Here is a 19,150-nt window from a genome sequence, read left to right as displayed (position 1 = left end):
AGAAATGAGCTCTTAAGGCTTGTTATTCAACGCTTTCGAGCCAGCCCCACTTGTCTTCTGTGGTACCATCAAAAATACCGAAGAAGGCTTCTTGTAAAGATTTAGTCACTGGACCACGAGAGCCACTACCAACGGGTAAACCATCAACAGTTTTCACCGGTACGATCTCGGTTGCTGTCCCCGTCATAAAGAATTCATCCGCAAGGTATAGTGATTCACGTGAGATAGGCTCTTCACGCACTTCATAGCCTAAATCTTTGGCTAATGCCATGACTGCGTCACGCGTCAATCCCGGTAGGATTGACGAAGTACTCAATGGTGTATAGATCACACCTTTACGCACTAAGAATAAGTTCTGACCCGCTCCTTCACTGACCATATTGTTAACATCTAAAGCAATACCTTCGGTATAGCCATGACGACCTGCTTCCATAGAAATAAGCTGTGAAGACAAGTAGTTACCGCCAGCTTTTGCTGCTGTTGGCATTGTGTTTGGTGCTAAACGGTTCCAACTAGAAACCCCAACATCAACTCCACCTTCAATAGCATCAGCACCTAAATAGGCTTCCCAGCTAAACGCTGCGACCATTAAATCTGCTTTAGCATCTAATGGTGGACGAAGTCCCATACCGATATCGCCTAAAAATGCCAATGGGCGTAGGTAAGCAGATTTCAGCTCATTTTTAACAACAGCATCTTTACACGCTTTGACCACTTCTTCATTGCTGTAAGGAATGTTCATACGGTAAACTTTTGCTGAATCAAATAAACGGTCGACATGTTCTTGCAATCGAAAGATACACGTACCTTTATGGGTGTTATAAGCACGAATGCCTTCAAAAACTGAAGAGCCGTAGTGCAATGCATGGCTCATTACGTGAACCGTAGCGTTTTTCCAAGGCATGAGTTCGCCGTTAAACCAAATCAGCTCTGCATTAACTTTTGCCATTTTCTTTTCCTAATTAGTCTATTTCTATCCATTTAACGTATGGGTTATCCATCGTTAACTATTGTTTGTAACGGGTATTAATTACTCAACCAAATACCTAAGCAATATTTACCCGCAAATTATAACTTGTTACGCATTAATTTGCTGTGCCACATCATTGTCTACTTTGACTTCTTTGATGTCGATCAGTTTGTTGATTTGATCGGTCAATAGTGAAATGGGACGCTCACTTCGGACCGATAAAACTATGGTGCCTATATGGGTTCCTGTGTTCACTTCTGCGTGGATACCGCTAATCAAAAACCCACGATAACGAGTCACTTGTAAGATCCGTTCTAACACCACTTGTTTGTCATCAACTTTGATGGTTAATTGGTAGTTATTCATTACGTCTTCTCCATCATTTGGTCGTTAGCAGTTTCAGGTGGTACTAAAGGCCATACATTTTCAGCTGCGTCTATTTTCACTTGTAATAAATAAGGGCCATCATGATCTAACATTTCTTCAATCGCTTCAGCCACTTCACTCTTTTTGGTAATCTGTTTTGCTTTGATATCAAAAGCACTGGCTAACGCAACAAAATCAGGGTTATCGGATAAATCTGTTTCACTTAATCGACCATCGAAGAACAAATCTTGCCACTGGCGTACCATGCCCAGTTTTGCGTTATCAATCAGGACTATTTTCACTGGTAACTGAAAGCGTTTTATTGTCGAAAGTTCTTGAACATTCATCATAAAAGAACCGTCTCCAGTAACGCCAATAACGCAGTCATGGGGGCGACTCACTTGTGCGCCAATTGCTGCGGGAATACCAAAACCCATGGTGCCCATCCCACCACTAGTTAAGAAGTCACTGGGGTCATCAAACGACATATGCTGTGCCGCCCACATTTGGTGCTGACCTACATCAGTGGTCACACACGTTTTCGGTGGCATTCTATTACTGATTTCGTGCAAAACAGCTGGAGCAAAAATGTTTTCTCCTGGATGGTTATAATCCCATGCAAAGCTGTCTTTCATGTGCTGGCATTGCATGCGCCAGTCATCGATATTCAATGGAATTGCCATAGCGGGTAAATTGATTTTCAAATCACCCAAAATTGCTGCATCAACAGCGCGTCGCTTGCCTATTTCTGCCGTATCGATATCAAAATGAATCACTTTGGCATTCGGCGCAAACTCTTTTAGCTTACCTGTAACCCGATCATCAAAACGCGCGCCAACAGCAATCAATAAATCACATTCTTGCACGGCAATATTCGCCGCTTTAGTGCCATGCATTCCTAGCATGCCTAAGTAATATTCGTTATCTGAATTTACCGTTCCTAGACCTTTTAAGGTTGATACGCTGGGCATGCGCGTTGTATTGGCAAAGTCTCTTAGTTCATCTATCGCACTAGCCATACCAACGCCGCCGCCAACATAAAGTACTGGTTTTTTGGCTTTGTTTAACAAAGCGATAGCACGGCCAACATTGGCTGGTGGCAAATGAACTTTATTTCTCAATTTGGAGAAATCTTCAAGTGTGCTTGTCACATTGGCCAATTGAATGTCTTTAGGAATATCCACTAAAACAGGGCCTTGACGCCCTTCCAAAGCAATAGCAAAGGCCTTATGAAGCACTTTAGGTAAATCATTTACATCAGTGACTTGAAAGGAATGTTTAGTACACGCAAGTGACAAACCGAAAATATCTATTTCCTGAAATGCGTCAGAGCCCATGGCCGCTGTAGCTACCTGCCCTGTAATTGCGACGATAGGGATTGAATCGGCCAATGCGTCTGCAAGTCCAGTGATTAAGTTAGTGGCGCCTGGACCAGATGTCGCAAAACATACCCCTACTTTGCCCGAAGCACGCGCATAACCGATGGCAGAAAAAGCAGCACCTTGCTCATGTCGACATAAAAAATGGCTAACATCACTGTCATAGAGTGCGTCGTAAATAGGCATGATCGCGCCACCAGGGTAACCAAACACATGCTGGACACCATGTTGTTTAAGCACCTCGAACAACAATGACCCACCGGTGAATGAACTTTCGTTAACCATTTTTCTTTATCCTTTAAAACGAAAAACCCCCGGTCCTTTCGGAGCGGGGGTTTGTATTTGCTAATTTCAGAATTTTCTAGCGCAACAAGTATCCCCGCGATGATTTAATAATCACCACGACGAGAATGTTAATAATCACTGCGCTTGTTATTTGCATATTTATTTAGTTTTTCTGAAATTATATTAAATTGGTTTGTCTTTTTAAATTAGTACCATAGCTCTAGAACGATTAGCAAGCCTTTTTGTTATTGTTTTTTTAGCATTTATCTTGGTTCTTGTTATAACGAATTAGCGACACGCCAATTTAATGACTACACTTGATAGGTTATGGATTGATTTTAAATGGATTTTTTATGTCTCTCGCCAAAGTTTATAGTCGTGCCAGGCTTGGGCTCGACTCACCGTTAGTCACTGTCGAAGTGCACATTTCAAATGGTTTACCGGCTTTTTCAATCGTTGGTTTACCAGAAACATCTGTCAAAGAAGCCAAAGATCGTGTGCGCAGCGCCCTACTTAACTGTGGGTACGAGTTTCCAGCTAAACGCATTACCGTGAATTTAGCACCTGCGGATCTCCCCAAAGAAGGTGGACGATTCGACTTACCTATCGCCGTAGGTATACTCGTTGCTTCTTCGCAGCTACCGAAACAAGACATTGAAGATTATGAATTTGTTGGAGAGCTCGCATTGTCTGGTGAGTTACGCCCCATTATTGGTGAAATACCAGTAGCACTCGCTTGCAGAGACAGTAGCAGAAAGTTGATACTGCCTAAAGACAATGGTGAAAAGGCACGCTGGGTTCAGCACAGTGAGCTGATCCCGATTGAACATTTGCAACAACTCTATCCGCATTTCGCACGGCAAAATCAATTGCCCTTGTTGGATACACAACTGAAAGCTGTACCCGAAGTTAATTGTCATTTAGACATTGCCGAAGTTGTGGGCCAACCCTTGGCCAAACGCGCATTAGAAATTTCCGCAAGCGGTGCGCATAACTTACTTTTTGTTGGACCTCCTGGCACAGGAAAAACTATGTTGGCCAGCAGGTTACCAGGAATACTTCCAACAATGACTGAACAAGAAGCGGTTGAGTCTGCTGCGGTTCAGTCCATCAGTCAGCAAACCATAGATGAAAAAACCTGGCTGGTGCGACCATTTCGCGCGCCGCATCATACCGCTTCCTCCGCAGCGCTTGTTGGGGGTGGAGGACAACCCAAACCAGGTGAAATTTCTCTTGCACACAACGGTGTACTCTTTCTGGACGAATTACCCGAATTTGAACGTAAAGTGCTAGATGTGTTGCGAGAGCCAATGGAGTCAGGCGAGGTAACTATTTCACGAGCAATGCAAAAGGTGACTTTTCCAGCCAATTTCCAATTGGTTGCGGCAATGAATCCAAGCCCTACCGGATTTTATAACGACAAGCGCAGTACACCTGAGCAAGTTTTGCGTTACTTAAATCGACTTTCAGGACCATTTCTTGACCGAATTGACATCCAAATTGAAGTAGCAAGGTTGCCTAAGGGCATGTGGTCAAATAGCGATAAGGCTCAAGAAACCAGTAAAGACATTCGAGTGCGAGTACAAAACTGCCGTTCACGGCAAATTAAACGACAGGGAAAAGCAAATTCACAGTTGAGCAGCGCCGAAATTCGTCAGTATTGTCAGTTGACTAAAGACGATAATGAATTTTTGGAGCTAGCGGTTGAAAAGCTGGGGCTTTCAACCAGGGCGCATCATAAGATTCTAAAAATAGCGCGTACCTTGTCTGACATGGATGGCCTTGATCAAATCGCTCATGAGCATTTAATCGAGGCATTGTCGTATCGCGCGATGGACAGAATTATTCGTCACTTAACTGAGGCAGTAGCTGTTTAAATAAAGTGAAATAATACAATTCGTTAGGCATTAATGGCATCAAAGAATGCCTTTAGCAGTGGTTGTTCTTTTCTAATGTTCAAGCAACAAACGCCCAGCTCAAACGGATCAATGTTGTGCTCAATATCCAGTGCATAAACACGATCTTTGACGGGGCTATTCTCAATCACAACTTGCGGCGCAATACCCACGCCACAACCAACCGCCACCATACTGACAATGGCTTCGTGGCCAGAGACGGTCGCATAAAGTTTCGGCTTACCAAACTGCATGGTGCGATACCATTTTTCAAAGCGAGTCCGCGCTGAGCCATGTTCGGGCAAAATGATCGGCACTTGTGACCAATCAACCATAGCTTGTTGCAGTTTTTGTTGGACATTGCAGGCGATGGTAGGTGCAATCAGGTGTAACGGGATATCAGCTAAATGATTGAAAAAATAGCTCGACGACAAATTGTCTGGCTTCGCGGCAATAGCTAGGTCTGCCTGTTGCTGCTGGATTTGAGGTAAAGCATCAGCCGCGTCCCCAGTGGTTAGCATGATTTCAACCAAAGGATGGCGCTGCCTGAATTTGTCAATCAGCATTGGCAAATGACTATAGGCCGCAGTCACTGAACAATAAATATGTAGCTTTCCGGTTAATTGCGCTTGGCTTTGGCTTAACGACAGTTTTAATAACTGCAGTTGGTCCAATTGTTGCTCTGCGTATGCCTTAAGTTTGCTTCCTTCATCAGTCAATGTGGCGGTGCGATTATCCCTAACCAACAAAGTACAGCCGAGCTCCTCTTCTAGTCGTGAAATTGTTCGACTTAGCGTTGACGGACTAACATGGAAAACTTCCGCTGTTCTTCCAAAATGTAATGCTGTGGCTAAATGATGAAACATCGCCAGTGATTTTGAATCCATGTTTATTCCGGCCTTCAACTTACGTTGCATATATTGCAACATAATAATGCATATATATCACTTTAAGCAACATAATGACTGTCTTATGCTAAATACATCGAGCGTAGGTAGCTACGTTTTCACAATGAATTAGAAAGACAGGAAACTATCATGGCAAATTATTTCAACACCTTAAGCTTACGTGAGCAATTGTCTCAGTTAGGCAAATGTCGCTTCATGAAACGCGACGAATTCAGCGACGGCTGTAACTTTATTAAGGACTGGAACATTGTCATTGTCGGTTGTGGCGCTCAGGGTTTAAACCAAGGTTTAAACATGCGTGATTCTGGTTTAAACATTTCATACGCATTGCGTGAAGCAGCCATTGCAGAGAAACGCCAATCATGGAAATGGGCAACTGAGAATGGATTTACCGTGGGTACCTATGAAGAACTTATTCCACAAGCTGACTTAGTATTGAATTTGACGCCTGATAAACAACATACTTCAGCAGTTTCAGCGGTTATGCCATTGATGAAGCATGGCGCGACATTATCTTACTCACACGGTTTTAATATCGTTGAAGAAGGTATGCAAGTGCGTCCTGATATTACCGTTATCATGGTGGCGCCTAAATGCCCAGGTACAGAAGTACGCGAAGAATATAAACGCGGTTTCGGCGTACCTACATTAATCGCGGTTCACCCTGAAAATGATCCAAATAGTAACGGCTTGGCTATCGCCAAAGCGTATGCTAGCGCGACAGGTGGTGACAGAGCCGGTGTACTTGAGTCATCTTTTATCGCAGAAGTAAAATCAGATTTGATGGGCGAACAAACGATTCTTTGTGGCATGCTACAAACAGGTGCTATTTTAGGCCACCAGCAATTAGTAGCCAATGGTGTTGATGCAGCTTACGCTCGTAAATTAATCCAATACGGTTGGGAAACCGTAACTGAAGGCCTTAAGCATGGTGGCATTACCAACATGATGGATAGACTGTCAAATCCGGCCAAGATTAAAGCCTATGATATGGCTGACGAATTAAAAACGATTCTTCGCCCATTATTTGAAAAACACATGGACGATATCATTGATGGCACATTCTCTACCACCATGATGGAAGATTGGGCAAACGATGATACAAACCTACTGACTTGGCGCGCTCAAACAGCTGAAACTTCTTTTGAATTAGCGGCTGATACCGATGCAGAAATCACTGAACAAGAATATTACGACCGAGGAATTTTCTTAGTCGCAATGATCAAAGCTGGGGTTGAATTAGCTTTTGATGCAATGGTTGCGGCAGGCATTATTGATGAGTCAGCCTATTATGAGTCACTTCATGAGACACCTTTGATTGCGAACTGCATTGCACGTAATAAACTTTACGAAATGAATGTTGTTATTTCTGACACCGCGGAATACGGTAACTATTTATTCAGCCACGCTGCTGTACCGTTATTATCTGATTTTGTTAGCAAGCTAACATTAGAAGATTTAGGCGAAGGTATTGTAGATAAATCAAATGGCGTTGATAACGTTCGTTTAATTGAAGTTAATGAAGCTATTCGTAGTCACCAAGTAGAAATTGTGGGGCAAGAATTACGTGGTTACATGACAGACATGAAACGTATCGTTGAATCTGAGCTTTAAAAAGAAGCTTATTATTCAATAATATCTAGTTAAGAATTTGCTCGCTGCAAATGGGCGATACACAGTTAGGCTGGTATCGCCTTTTTTAACTCACACCAATCTCTTCACATATTTCAAACAATCAATCTAAAAGGTAAGGCATGTAACTAAAACCGTGTAAAGCTATCTCATGAGGTTTATAATTAAAGTCTGCGTCATTGTCACCGTTACTTTGTTATAGAGAAATTCAATGTTAAATAGCTTGTCTATTAATCAAAAAATCACCTTTTCCTTAATCACTTTTGTACTGCTCACCTCTATTCTTGTTGGTTCATTTGGGCATTGGACTGCTCAAAGTACCGTTGAGAGCCGAATGCTAAATCAGGAGCTGCCCAACACCGTCAAATTTATTAGTAGTAAAATTGATAAAGAAATTTCAGTGATGAGCGCTGTTGCAAAACAAGTGGCGAATGATGTTCATATCTTACAGTGGAATAAGGAAGGCGCTGATAAGACAGGTGAGCAATTGCTGGTAGAAAAATTACGGTCTATTACAGAAGAAAATAACTTTGGTAAAGCATCATTCGCTGATCGCCAGACTGGGAATTATTGGAACCAAGACGGTTTCTTACGCCAATTAAAAAACGATAATATCGATGGTTGGTTTTACGCATACCGAGACAGTGGGCAACCTTCTTCTGTCAGTATTTATATTTACCCTGACTCAACAGATATCGATTTATTTGTTAACTTCCAACAGCTTAATGGTCGTGGTTTAGCTGGGATCGCCAAGTCTTTTGAAGATGTGGTGCAATTACTTAATTCATTTAAATTAGAACAATCTGGCTTTGTTTATCTGATCAACAGCGAAGGGATCATTACTTTGCATAAAGACAAAGCAATAATTGGCAAGCACATTAGAGAGATATACGGAAATAGGGCCAGCGATTCATTATTGAATCAACAAGCATTTAATTTGACAGATACGATGGTTGCGCAAGACAAACTGTTGATCTCATCAAGTTTTATCGAAAGTGCCCAATGGTTTGTGGTTGCACAAGTGCCAGAAGCAGAAGTTTTCGCTTCTATTAATGAGGCTGGCATCCAAATTATTCTATGGACACTTTGTGTAGCGCTGATTTCAGCGTTGGTTGCGTTTTTTATTGCGCGTTCTATTACTAACCCTATTGCTAAGCTTTCTGAGTTATTTTTACAAATGGGCCAAGGAAAAGCCGATCTATCTTACCGACTACCAGAAACAGGTCAACAGGAGTTAGTGCAAGTTGCTCAAGGCTATAATGCCTTTTTGAGTAAACTTGAACATTTGTTTCTCACCATTGTAGAAAGTAGCCACCAGTTAAAAACAATTTCTGACACGCTATACAGCAAAACCAGCGAAACCTTGGCCAGTTCAAAGTTAAACGACAACAATACCCAACATATTTCGAGTGCACTAAGTCAGATAGAACAAACTATTGCTGATATAGCGCAAAATGCGATTAACGCGTCAGATATTGCCCAGAATATTCAGTCAAATGGCCAAGACATCAATTCAGTTATCATCAGAACCAAACAAGATATAGATGAATTAGGGCAAAAGATCACCGATGTTTCTCAAGTCATTGAAAACCTCACCACTAACACGGAAACGATTGCAGATGCACTTTCTGTTATTGAAACTATCTCGGATCAAACCAACTTACTTGCCTTAAATGCAGCGATTGAAGCTGCCCGAGCAGGTGAACATGGACGCGGTTTTGCGGTCGTTGCTGAAGAGGTTCGTAATTTAGCGGGCAAAACATCGACATCAACAACTCAAATTCAAACCATCATGGATCAGCTAACTGTGACATCGTCTGCAGCCAACAAAGAGATAAGTCAGATCATTGAGCAGTCGACAATGACAATTGCCTCTATTAGCAAAGCCGAAGAAATACTTTCCATTAGCGCAGAATATACAAACAGTATTTCTGACACCAATCACTTAGTTGCTACAGCAACTGAAGAGCAATCCATTACCCTAAAAGACATTAATTCTAATATGGTAGACATTACGCATAATGCCGAAGCGAACATGGCCAGTACAAAAACCATGGCCGATGATGCCGTTTCGTTAAATCAATTGGCGGAAACGTTAGACAGTTTAGTGAGTGAATTCAGCGGCAACAAAACCTAGCTATTTCAGCAAAAGTATTAGTCTATTTCATGTTCGCTGAAATAGACTTTTAGTTCTTCAATAAAAGTTTTAATGCTAATGGAAAACTCATAGCTGTGAGGGTAAACTGCCGATATTGTCAGCTTGTCGATACTGTGTTGTGGCATTATCTCGACAAGTTCTCCTTTTTTTACATATTGAGCAACAGAATAGCTCGGCGCTTGTATAATACCTTGCCCTAATACTGCCGCTTCATTTAATAACCGACCATTATTGCTTTGCCAAGCCCACGGTAATTTCATTTCAAGCGTTTGCCCTTTATCGTTAAATATCCATTGATCTGAACGAATACTATGACTGAAAAACAACAGTTGATGCTGGCGTAAATCTTCCAGCTGCTCAGGACAACCTGAACTCGTGATGTAATCAGGACTGGCCCATAAAGCCAGCCTTGACTGACAGATAGGTCGAGCAATAAAGCTTGCGCTCGGTAGTTGAGGGGCGACCCTTAGGGCAATATCTATTTTGTCTACCCATACATCTTCAGGTTGATTGGACAGATCAACGTTTATTTCTACTTCTGGGTAACGCTGTCGATACTGTGAAATAACGGGCGCTAAGTATTGTCCGCCAAACTCTAGGCTCGCCGACACCGTTAACTTCCCCTTAGGTTGCTGGTTAAATTGCAACATACGGCTGTTTATCTGCTCAAGCTCACTGATCACAGGAGTTATGCTTCGCACATAACTTAAACCCGCTTGAGTGATATGAACTTTTCGTGTGTTTCGTTTAAGCAATAAACAGCCGAGTTGATTTTCTAGTTGTTTAACATAGCGACTGACCATTGTTGGTGACACGCCCAGATCTTTAGCGGCCCCAGCAAACGAGCCATGCTGGCATACCGCACAAAATGCTCTTAATGCTTCTAGTTGATTCATCGTTACTATTACAAACTAATTGTAGATAGACCATAAACTTAAATGCACTAGTAAACAATAACATTAACGACCAGAATAATATGATTAAATCATAAAGTTGTCTCAAGGATCTGTAGATGAAAGCTCTATTGCAAATAAGTTCACTCGCCATACCTTTGCTGTTTACTCAACCAGTGTTCGGTCAAAACATTGCACTTAAGCATGTGAACGTCATTGATGTAATAGCCCTTGCGGTGAAAAAGAATCAGACCGTGGTCATCAAAAACGATCGTATTCACAAAGTGGGCAATGCAGATGATGTCGATATAGACAAAAACACTATATCGATAGATATGTCAGGTAAGTATATGGCTCCGGGACTGATTGACGGACATGTTCATCACGCAACAGATCCTGATGATTGGGACAATCGAAAAATCACCGAGCAACGATTAAGAACCCTATTACGAGGTGGTGTTACTTCTGTTCGCGACATGGGGGGCGACAACCGCGTATTGTCTAGCTTAGCCAGAGATGCGATGCTCGATCAAATTCAATCTCCTGATATTTATTATTCCGTCATTGTCGGTGGCCCAGAGTTCTTTGCCGATCCGCGTACTGTTTCTTCTGCTAAAGGGCAAAAATCGGGTCAAGTTCCTTGGATGGCATCCATTACAGAGAAAACGAATTTAGACCACGTTATGTTAAAAGCGCTTGGTACCGGCGCAACTGGCATTAAAATTTATGCAAAAGTGCCTAAAAATCTGATTCCCAAATTATCAAACGCAGCCCAAAAGCACGGATTAAAAGTGTGGTCTCATGTCTATATCGGCCCTACGACACCGAGTGAAGCCATTATGGGCGGTGTAGAGACCTTATCTCATGTACCGGACTTTTCAGCAGAGATTATTGAAAATTATGCCAAATGGCGCCGACAAAACATTGCGCCAGACCCAACACAAGAAAATGCCTCGTATAACCCTGACTCTTATGGTGGCGTTTTTGACTTAATGCTAGAGCATAACACGATACTGGATGCCACGATGACTGTGTTTGAAAGTCGCAAACAACTCAATGAAAATACCCAAAAGCGCTATCGGCATACCAAAATGTTGACACAGCTCGCCCACCAAAAAGGCGTTACAATCTCTGCGGGAACCGATGCGTTTAGCGATACTGAAGTGCAGTTGTATAAAGAGCTTAGTTTGCTTGTTTACGACGGGGGGCTAAGCCCTATCCAAGCTTTACAGGCAGCAACAATAAACAATGCAAAAGTTATTGGCCAAGCAAACAATATCGGCAGTATTAATGCAGGTAAGAAAGCAAATTTGATCGTCTTTAGCGCTGACCCAACGCAAAGTATTGCAGACATCAGCAGCGTGAAACATGTTATGAAAAATGGAAAATTTATTTATCGTGGTGACAATCCAGAACTTCCGTTTAGCAGTGCCAAAAAAGTCGGAAATACATTATGGATGTCAGGACAAATTGGTAACCTACCATCGACAATGGCATTAGCTTCTTCAACGATTGAAGGACAAGTACGTCAAACCATGGAGAACATTGGAATAGTTCTACAAGAGCACGGTTTGAGTTATGGGGATGTCACAAAATGTACAATGATGCTTGCTGATATTAACGAATGGGCAAAGGCAAGCAATACTTACAAGTCGTACTTTACTGGGGCACTGCCAACAAGAAGCGCTTTTGCCGCCGCTGGATTGGCCCTTGATGCGAAAGTAGAAATCGAATGTTTAGCTCATTATTAACAAGGACGCAATAACATGCAAAGAAGAACATTTTTGCAATTTGCAGCAGCTAATGCCGCTCTTATCGTACTACCAAGCACAACCACCTATGGGAAAAGTCTTTCTTGGGCAAACTATAATAAGGCTATTGTCATAGATGGGCTTAGCGGCATATTTAGTGGCAAAACTGAGACTTTAACTGCTAGTCAACTCGCAACAATTAAAAATTCAGGAATCACTGCGATCAATGCAACCGTTCCTTATCCGGGTATGAATTTTGAGCAAACAAAGAAGCGCATCGAGCTGACTAAAAGAGTCGTGAGTAAATATCCTTCAGCACTAAGTCTTATCACTTCAACTGATGACATCCTAGTGGCCAAAAAAGAAAAACAAGTTGGCGTTATTCTTGGATTTCAATCGACAGAAATGTTCGCTGATGATTTAACCCGCATTAAGTATTTTGCCGATAATGGCGTTCGCTACATGCAAATGACTTACAACAATAAAAGTCAATTTGGTGATGGAGGACTGGTAAAAAGAAATAATGGCCTGACAACTCTTGGCATCAACGCACTAGCAGAGATAGAGGCAAATAAGGTACTCGTTGATCTATCTCACTCGGGGCAACAAACTGTAGCCGACGCGGTCGCTGCATCAACGCGTCCATTAACCATTTCGCACACGGGCTGCAATAGCATTTACAGACACCCAAGAAATAATGACGATCAGGAATTAAGAGCCGTTGCCAATAAAGGTGGTGTTGTTGGTATTTATCTAATGCCATTTTTAGAAGGGGGGAATGGCGTGATAACCGCAGAATCTGTAATGAAGCATCTCGATTATGCTATTAATCTATGTGGCGAAGATCATGTAGCCATAGGCAGTGATCAAGGAGTCATCCCCGTTAAAGATGGCCCCAAGTATAGAGAAATGATCAGAAAAGACGTCGAGATAAGAATGGCAAAAGGCATATCAGCACCAGGAGAAACACCTAACCGCCCTCCTTTTGTCCCTGAATTAAACTCGGAACGGCGTATGGAGCTCATTGCTTTTCATATGCAAAAACGAGGACATAGCTCGTCAACGATTGAAAAAGTTCTTGGATTAAACCTGTTCAACTTATACAAACAAGTTTGGTAAGTCACTAACTAAACATCCATCACAATCTCACGATGCATGTTTAGCCAATATTTGTATAATTCTCATACCACATACATGCTTATTCATGTCATAGTATGATTATCTAGCAAGAATTTTAGCCATCTTGTCAGAACAGACGCAAGGAGTGATATGACAGCGATAGATTATAGAGATAAACGATTCCTGATCGTTGATAGTCTTAAGCCTTCTAGAGATATTCTTAAGAACCTTGCATTCAATCTTAATCCAGCCGACGTCCAGGCCAGCTCCTACGCAAGTGATGTGCTCACTAAATGTGCAGAGCAGAACTTCGACATCATACTGCTTGGATACGACTTGGGCGAAAAACAAAAAAATGGTCAACAACTTCTTGAAGAGCTACGGTCAGAAAAACTAATCAATCGCAATACAATTGTCATTCTAGTTACCGGTGAATTGTCTCAGGCTATGGTTTTGGCAGCACTAGAACACAAACCGGACGATTACCTAACTAAGCCTTATACAATCAGGGAGCTGTCAAAACGACTACATCGATGTTTTGTTAAAAGAAAAATAATGTCTGACATCTACACCGCATTAGATGAAGAACAATCGGATCAGGTAATAAAGTTGTGTGATCAGGCTATACAAGATGGCTCTCCATATACAACAGAGTGCTACGGCATAAAATCACGGCAACATTTTAATTTAGAACAATACGATATAGCCACCGACATTTATCGGGCTCATCGAAACATTTCTAACTGTCAATGGGCGACAATGGGATTAGGGAAAATAGCCCTTAAGAAGAACAAACCACTTGTTGCAATTGAGTATTTTTCCCAACTAAAACGCAAGTACCCGATTTATTTAAGTTCATATGACTGGCTCGCTACAGCACAAGAAGAAATTCTGCAATTTATTGCCGCAGAAGAAACACTTGAAGAAGCTATAACTATCAGTCCCCTGTCCGTTAAACGCGTTCAACGCTACGCAAACTTATGCCTAAAGAACGGTCATTTTGACAAAGCAACCTCGGCATTCGAACAAAATTATCTGTTATCGTACAACTCTATTCATCATAAACCCGAAAATGCACTGAAATTTGCTTATGCGGCAACAGAGTACTCTCATGATCTAACTGATTTTCAAAGAAAGACTCTTAAAAATAAAGTATTTTCTGCGTTGGCAGAAACCGTGAAGACTTTTGACAAGATGCCTACTCGGTTGCAATCTCAATTGCTTACTGTCGATTTGATGAGAAAAACCAACGAAGTCGACTTTGCCAATAAGCTATTGGAATCTACTGAAAAGCTACTTAATAAAACACAAAATGACTTGAAACCAGAAGATGGTATTGAGATAGCCAAATTATTGATACACCTTGATAGACGACCACCAGCCAATACCTTAATTAATGATATTGTGCAAAATCACCATGATAGACCAGGTTTGATGACTGAAATAGATAAGCTCGTCGATGAGAACCACGAAAATAGAGCGCAAAAAGAAGCCCAAGCAGCGTTAGATCGTGCACTAACGTTTTATCATAATCAGGAATACAACAAGTCTATTATAAAGTTAGAGGAAGTGAGAAAGCTATACCCACAACATTTAGGCATTCAATTAAACTTAATCCAAGTGTTGCTGACTTATTTCGAACAGGATACATCAAAAGTATCGTTAATGAGAAAAGCGGGAGCTTTACTTAATAGAATTGACGGATTATCCACCGGAAATGGCGCATTTCAACGTCAGAAGGCTTTAGAACTTAAGTTTCAACGACTTAGTAAATTAATTAATTCCTGAGATAAAAGAGATAACGCCGTAGATAATTTTGTCTTATCTATTACCTTTCTAAAGATATAAAAAAACCGTCCTGAATAGGACGGTTTATTTTATATGGTGGAGGGAGGTGGATTCGAACCACCGAAGGCGGAGCCGTCAGATTTACAGTCTGATCCCTTTGGCCACTCGGGAACCCCTCCAAATAGGGTAAGCCTAGCATGGTACTGCTAGGCTTTAAATAGAAGCTTGACAATGTCCTACTCTCACATGGGAACTCCCACACTACCATCGGCGCTATTGCATTTCACTTCTGAGTTCGGCATGGGATCAGGTGGTTCTACAACGCTATTGTCGTCAAGCAAAAAAACTACAATCTTGAAAGCTGATGACGTGCACGAATGCACTAATACCGCAATGACATGGATGTCAGTGAGCGATGTAAATACTTATCTAAATCTAATCAGTAACACGAGTACGTGACTTTTATTCATGTCAGACACACAAAACCACTTGGGTGTTGTATGGTTAAGCCTCACGGGCAATTAGTATCAGTTAGCTCAAGGCCTCACAACCCTTACACACCTGACCTATCAACGTTGTAGTCTCCAACGACCCTTTAGGGGACTTAAAGTCCCAGTGAGAACTCATCTCAAAGCCTGCTTCCCGCTTAGATGCTTTCAGCGGTTATCAGTTCCGAACGTAGCTACCGGGCAATGCCATTGGCATGACAACCCGAACACCAGAGGTTCGTCCACTCCGGTCCTCTCGTACTAGGAGCAGCCCTCTTCAATTCTCAAACGCCCACGGCAGATAGGGACCGAACTGTCTCACGACGTTCTAAACCCAGCTCGCGTACCACTTTAAATGGCGAACAGCCATACCCTTGGGACCGACTTCAGCCCCAGGATGTGATGAGCCGACATCGAGGTGCCAAACACCGCCGTCGATATGAACTCTTGGGCGGTATCAGCCTGTTATCCCCGGAGTACCTTTTATCCGTTGAGCGATGGCCCTTCCATACAGAACCACCGGATCACTATGACCTGCTTTCGCACCTGCTCGACGTGTCTGTCTCGCAGTTAAGCTGGCTTATGCCATTGCACTAACCGTACGATGTCCGACCGTACTTAGCCAACCTTCGTGCTCCTCCGTTACTCTTTAGGAGGAGACCGCCCCAGTCAAACTACCCACCAGACAGTGTCCCCAAGCCCGATTAGGGCCCTAGGTTAGAACATCACGCATACAAGGGTGGTATTTCAAGATTGGCTCCACCACATCTAGCGACGCGGTTTCAAAGCCTCCCACCTATCCTACACATGTAGGAGCAATGTTCACTGTCAAGCTATAGTAAAGGTTCACGGGGTCTTTCCGTCTAGCCGCGGGTATACGGCATCTTAACCGCAAATTCAATTTCACTGAGTCTCGGGTGGAGACAGTGTGGCCATGATTACGCCATTCGTGCAGGTCGGAACTTACCCGACAAGGAATTTCGCTACCTTAGGACCGTTATAGTTACGGCCGCCGTTTACCGGGGCTTCGATCATGAGCTTCGCAGAGCTAACCCAATCAATTAACCTTCCGGCACCGGGCAGGCGTCACACCGTATACGTCATCTTTCGATTTTGCACAGTGCTGTGTTTTTAATAAACAGTTCCAGCCACCTGGTTACTTCGACTCTCCTGTGCTTACTCCGCAAGGGATTCACACTAGAGAGCGTACCTTCTCCCGAAGTTACGGTACTATTTTGCCTAGTTCCTTCACCCGAGTTCTCTCAAGCGCCTTAGTATTCTCTACCTAACCACCTGTGTCGGTTTGGGGTACGGTTCCTATATATCTGAAGCTTAGAAGCTTTTCCTGGAAGCATGGCATCAATGACTTCAAACCCTTGGGTTCTCGTCTCGTATCTCAGCCTTAAGAAGACCCGGATTTACCTAAGTCTTCAGCCTACATACTTTCACACGGACTACCAACGCCGTGCTCACCTAGCCTACTCCGTCCCTCCTTCGCAATATATAGAAGTACAGAAATATTAATCTGTTTCCCATCGACTACGCGTTTCCGCCTCGCCTTAGGGGCCGACTTACCCTGCCCTGATTAACATGGGACAGGAAACCTTGGTCTTTCGGCGGGGGAGTTTTTCACTCCCCTTATCGTTACTCATGTCAGCATTCGCACTTCTGATACCTCCAGCAAACCTCTCAGTTCACCTTCAACGGCTTACAGAACGCTCCCCTACCACTTAACTTAAAAGTTAAATCCGCAGCTTCGGTGCATAGTTTAGCCCCGTTACATCTTCCGCGCAGACCGACTCGACTAGTGAGCTATTACGCTTTCTTTAAAGGATGGCTGCTTCTAAGCCAACCTCCTAGCTGTCTGGGCCTTTCCACATCGTTTCCCACTTAACTATGACTTTGGGACCTTAGCTGGCGGTCTGGGTTGTTTCCCTCTTCACGACGGACGTTAGCACCCGCCGTGTGTCTCCCGGATATCACTCATCGGTATTCGGAGTTTGCAAAGGGTTGGTAAGTCGGGATGACCCCCTAGCCTTAACAGTGCTCTACCCCCGATGGTGTTCGTCCGAGGCTCTACCTAAATAGATTTCGGGGAGAACCAGCTATCTCCCGGCTTGATTAGCCTTTCACTCCGACCCACAAGTCATCACCGCATTTTTCAACATACGTGTGTTCGGTCCTCCAGTTGATGTTACTCAACCTTCAACCTGCCCATGGGTAGATCGCCGGGTTTCGGGTCTATTCCTTGCAACTAAACGCGCAGTTAACACTCGCTTTCGCTACGGCTCCCCTAATCGGTTAACCTTGCTACAAAAAATAAGTCGCTGACCCATTATACAAAAGGTACGCAGTCACCCGAAGGCTTCCACTGCTTGTACGTATGCGGTTTCAGGTTCTATTTCACTCCCCTCACAGGGGTTCTTTTCGCCTTTCCCTCACGGTACTGGTTCACTATCGGTCAGTTAGGAGTATTTAGCCTTGGAGGATGGTCCCCCCATATTCAGTCAACATTTCACGTGTGCCGACCTACTCGATTTCATGGTAAGTTTGTTTTCGTGTACGGGGCTATCACCCTGTATCGCTAAGCTTTCCAGCTTATTCCACTAACTTACAAACCACTTAAGGGCTAATTCCCGTTCGCTCGCCGCTACTAAGGAAATCTCGGTTGATTTCTTTTCCTCGGGGTACTTAGATGTTTCAGTTCTCCCGGTTCGCCTCACTTAGCTATGTATTCACTAAGTGATAGTGTCTTATGACACTGGGTTTCCCCATTCAGAAATCTGAGTCTATAACGGTTTTTATCACCTCAACTCAGCTTATCGCAGATTAACACGTCTTTCATCGCCTCTAACTGCCAAGGCATCCACCACATACGCTTAGTCACTTAACCATACAACCCTAAGTAGTCTTAGAATGTTCGGAGACTAATCCGAACTAATCGTACAGCCTGACATTTTCACGTACTCTCACATCTTTCGATGTAGATGAGTTACTTGATTTAGATTTTTTATTAACATTCTCCGAGGAGGAGAAGTTAATCAGCTTGTTCGATAAACGATAAGGTTATCTCACTCGCTGTTGGTATCTATATGTTGATGTATTGAAACGCGCGACACGTTCAACACCATATAAACACCGGGTATTTATATCAGCTTTCCAGATTGTTAAAGAGCTTCAAACTAGCGCGCATTCGGCTAATTCGTGGTTTAAAAAACCAAATTTAAATCATCTTAAAAAAGATAGCTTAAATTTGGTCATTTAATTCTTTGTGAAGAAGATTGGTAGGTCTGGGCAGACTTGAACTGCCGACCTCACCCTTATCAGGGGTGCGCTCTAACCAGCTGAGCTACAGACCTGCATAAGTACCTAAGTACTACACAATAAGTGGTGGAGCTAAGCAGGATCGAACTGCTGACCTCCTGCGTGCAAGGCAGGCGCTCTCCCAGCTGAGCTATAGCCCCTTATTATGCTAGGGTTTTACTTTTCTTCTTCTAATTTGTTATCAGTGCAATTTG

The 19,150-nt window shown here is 42.9% G+C and carries 11 protein-coding genes, 3 tRNA genes and 2 rRNA genes; 6 read left to right on the top strand and 10 right to left on the bottom strand.

Annotated elements, in window-relative coordinates; genetic code table 11:
• Positions 1 to 22: 22 nt before the first annotated feature.
• From QUE03_RS00230 to ilvG, 3 genes are all read right to left on the bottom strand, one after another.
• Positions 23 to 949, bottom strand: coding sequence for a branched-chain amino acid transaminase (locus QUE03_RS00230; protein ID WP_286263938.1), 927 nt, complete (start codon positions 947 to 949; stop codon positions 23 to 25).
• 129 nt (positions 950 to 1,078) lie between these two features.
• Positions 1,079 to 1,336, bottom strand: a complete 258-nt coding sequence (ilvM, locus tag QUE03_RS00225) for an acetolactate synthase 2 small subunit (protein ID WP_286263935.1) — start codon at positions 1,334 to 1,336, stop codon at positions 1,079 to 1,081.
• A complete protein-coding gene (ilvG, locus tag QUE03_RS00220) occupies positions 1,336 to 3,000 on the bottom strand; it encodes an acetolactate synthase 2 catalytic subunit (RefSeq protein WP_286263932.1) in 1,665 nt (554 codons plus the stop codon). The genes ilvM and ilvG overlap by 1 nt, the downstream gene beginning before the upstream one ends.
• A gap of 353 nt (positions 3,001 to 3,353) precedes the next feature.
• On the opposite strand from ilvG, the gene QUE03_RS00215 reads away from it, so the two are divergent.
• Positions 3,354 to 4,877 carry a YifB family Mg chelatase-like AAA ATPase gene (locus QUE03_RS00215; protein ID WP_286263929.1) on the top strand — a complete coding sequence of 508 codons (1,524 nt, stop codon included), beginning with the start codon at positions 3,354 to 3,356 and terminating at the stop codon, positions 4,875 to 4,877.
• A 23-nt stretch (positions 4,878 to 4,900) separates the two neighbouring features.
• Here QUE03_RS00215 and ilvY read toward each other — a convergent pair whose 3' ends face one another.
• Positions 4,901 to 5,782, bottom strand: a complete 882-nt coding sequence (ilvY, locus tag QUE03_RS00210; RefSeq protein ID WP_286263925.1) for an HTH-type transcriptional activator IlvY — start codon at positions 5,780 to 5,782, stop codon at positions 4,901 to 4,903.
• Positions 5,783 to 5,932: 150 nt separating this feature from the next.
• Here ilvY and ilvC point away from each other — a divergent pair, with 150 nt between their 5' ends.
• Complete coding sequence (gene ilvC, locus QUE03_RS00205; RefSeq protein WP_286263923.1) at positions 5,933 to 7,417, top strand: ketol-acid reductoisomerase; 1,485 nt, start codon at positions 5,933 to 5,935, stop codon at positions 7,415 to 7,417.
• 229 nt (positions 7,418 to 7,646) lie between these two features.
• Positions 7,647 to 9,572 (top strand): methyl-accepting chemotaxis protein, encoded by a 1,926-nt coding sequence (locus QUE03_RS00200; protein WP_286263920.1) that lies wholly within the window; start codon positions 7,647 to 7,649, stop codon positions 9,570 to 9,572.
• Between the two features lie 17 nt (positions 9,573 to 9,589).
• Here QUE03_RS00200 and QUE03_RS00195 read toward each other — a convergent pair whose 3' ends face one another.
• Positions 9,590 to 10,489 carry a LysR family transcriptional regulator gene (locus QUE03_RS00195; protein ID WP_286263918.1) on the bottom strand — a complete coding sequence of 300 codons (900 nt, stop codon included), beginning with the start codon at positions 10,487 to 10,489 and terminating at the stop codon, positions 9,590 to 9,592.
• Positions 10,490 to 10,605: 116 nt separating this feature from the next.
• On the opposite strand from QUE03_RS00195, the gene QUE03_RS00190 reads away from it, so the two are divergent.
• The 3 genes from QUE03_RS00190 to QUE03_RS00180 all read left to right on the top strand — a co-directional run bounded on the left by QUE03_RS00190 (position 10,606) and on the right by QUE03_RS00180 (position 15,144).
• Positions 10,606 to 12,237, top strand: coding sequence for an amidohydrolase family protein (locus QUE03_RS00190; protein WP_286263916.1), 1,632 nt, complete (start codon positions 10,606 to 10,608; stop codon positions 12,235 to 12,237).
• Between the two features lie 15 nt (positions 12,238 to 12,252).
• Complete coding sequence (locus QUE03_RS00185) at positions 12,253 to 13,356, top strand: dipeptidase (RefSeq protein WP_286263914.1); 1,104 nt, start codon at positions 12,253 to 12,255, stop codon at positions 13,354 to 13,356.
• Between the two features lie 150 nt (positions 13,357 to 13,506).
• A complete protein-coding gene (locus QUE03_RS00180) occupies positions 13,507 to 15,144 on the top strand; it encodes a response regulator (protein ID WP_286263913.1) in 1,638 nt (545 codons plus the stop codon).
• Positions 15,145 to 15,238: 94 nt separating this feature from the next.
• Here the strand turns inward: QUE03_RS00180 and QUE03_RS00175 are convergent.
• The 5 genes from QUE03_RS00175 to QUE03_RS00155 all read right to left on the bottom strand — a co-directional run bounded on the left by QUE03_RS00175 (position 15,239) and on the right by QUE03_RS00155 (position 19,096).
• Positions 15,239 to 15,323, bottom strand: a tRNA-Tyr gene (locus QUE03_RS00175).
• A 44-nt stretch (positions 15,324 to 15,367) separates the two neighbouring features.
• Positions 15,368 to 15,482, bottom strand: a 5S ribosomal RNA gene (gene rrf / locus QUE03_RS00170).
• 162 nt (positions 15,483 to 15,644) lie between these two features.
• Positions 15,645 to 18,525 (bottom strand): 23S ribosomal RNA (locus QUE03_RS00165).
• Between the two features lie 389 nt (positions 18,526 to 18,914).
• Positions 18,915 to 18,991 (bottom strand) — tRNA-Ile (locus QUE03_RS00160).
• Between the two features lie 29 nt (positions 18,992 to 19,020).
• Positions 19,021 to 19,096, bottom strand: a tRNA-Ala gene (locus QUE03_RS00155).
• Positions 19,097 to 19,150 lie beyond the last annotated feature (54 nt).

Origin of the sequence: Thalassotalea atypica (assembly GCF_030295975.1) — a bacterium.
Classification (GTDB): Bacteria; Pseudomonadota; Gammaproteobacteria; order Enterobacterales; family Alteromonadaceae; genus Thalassotalea_F; species Thalassotalea_F atypica.
This window is presented reverse-complemented; position numbering and strand designations above follow the sequence as displayed.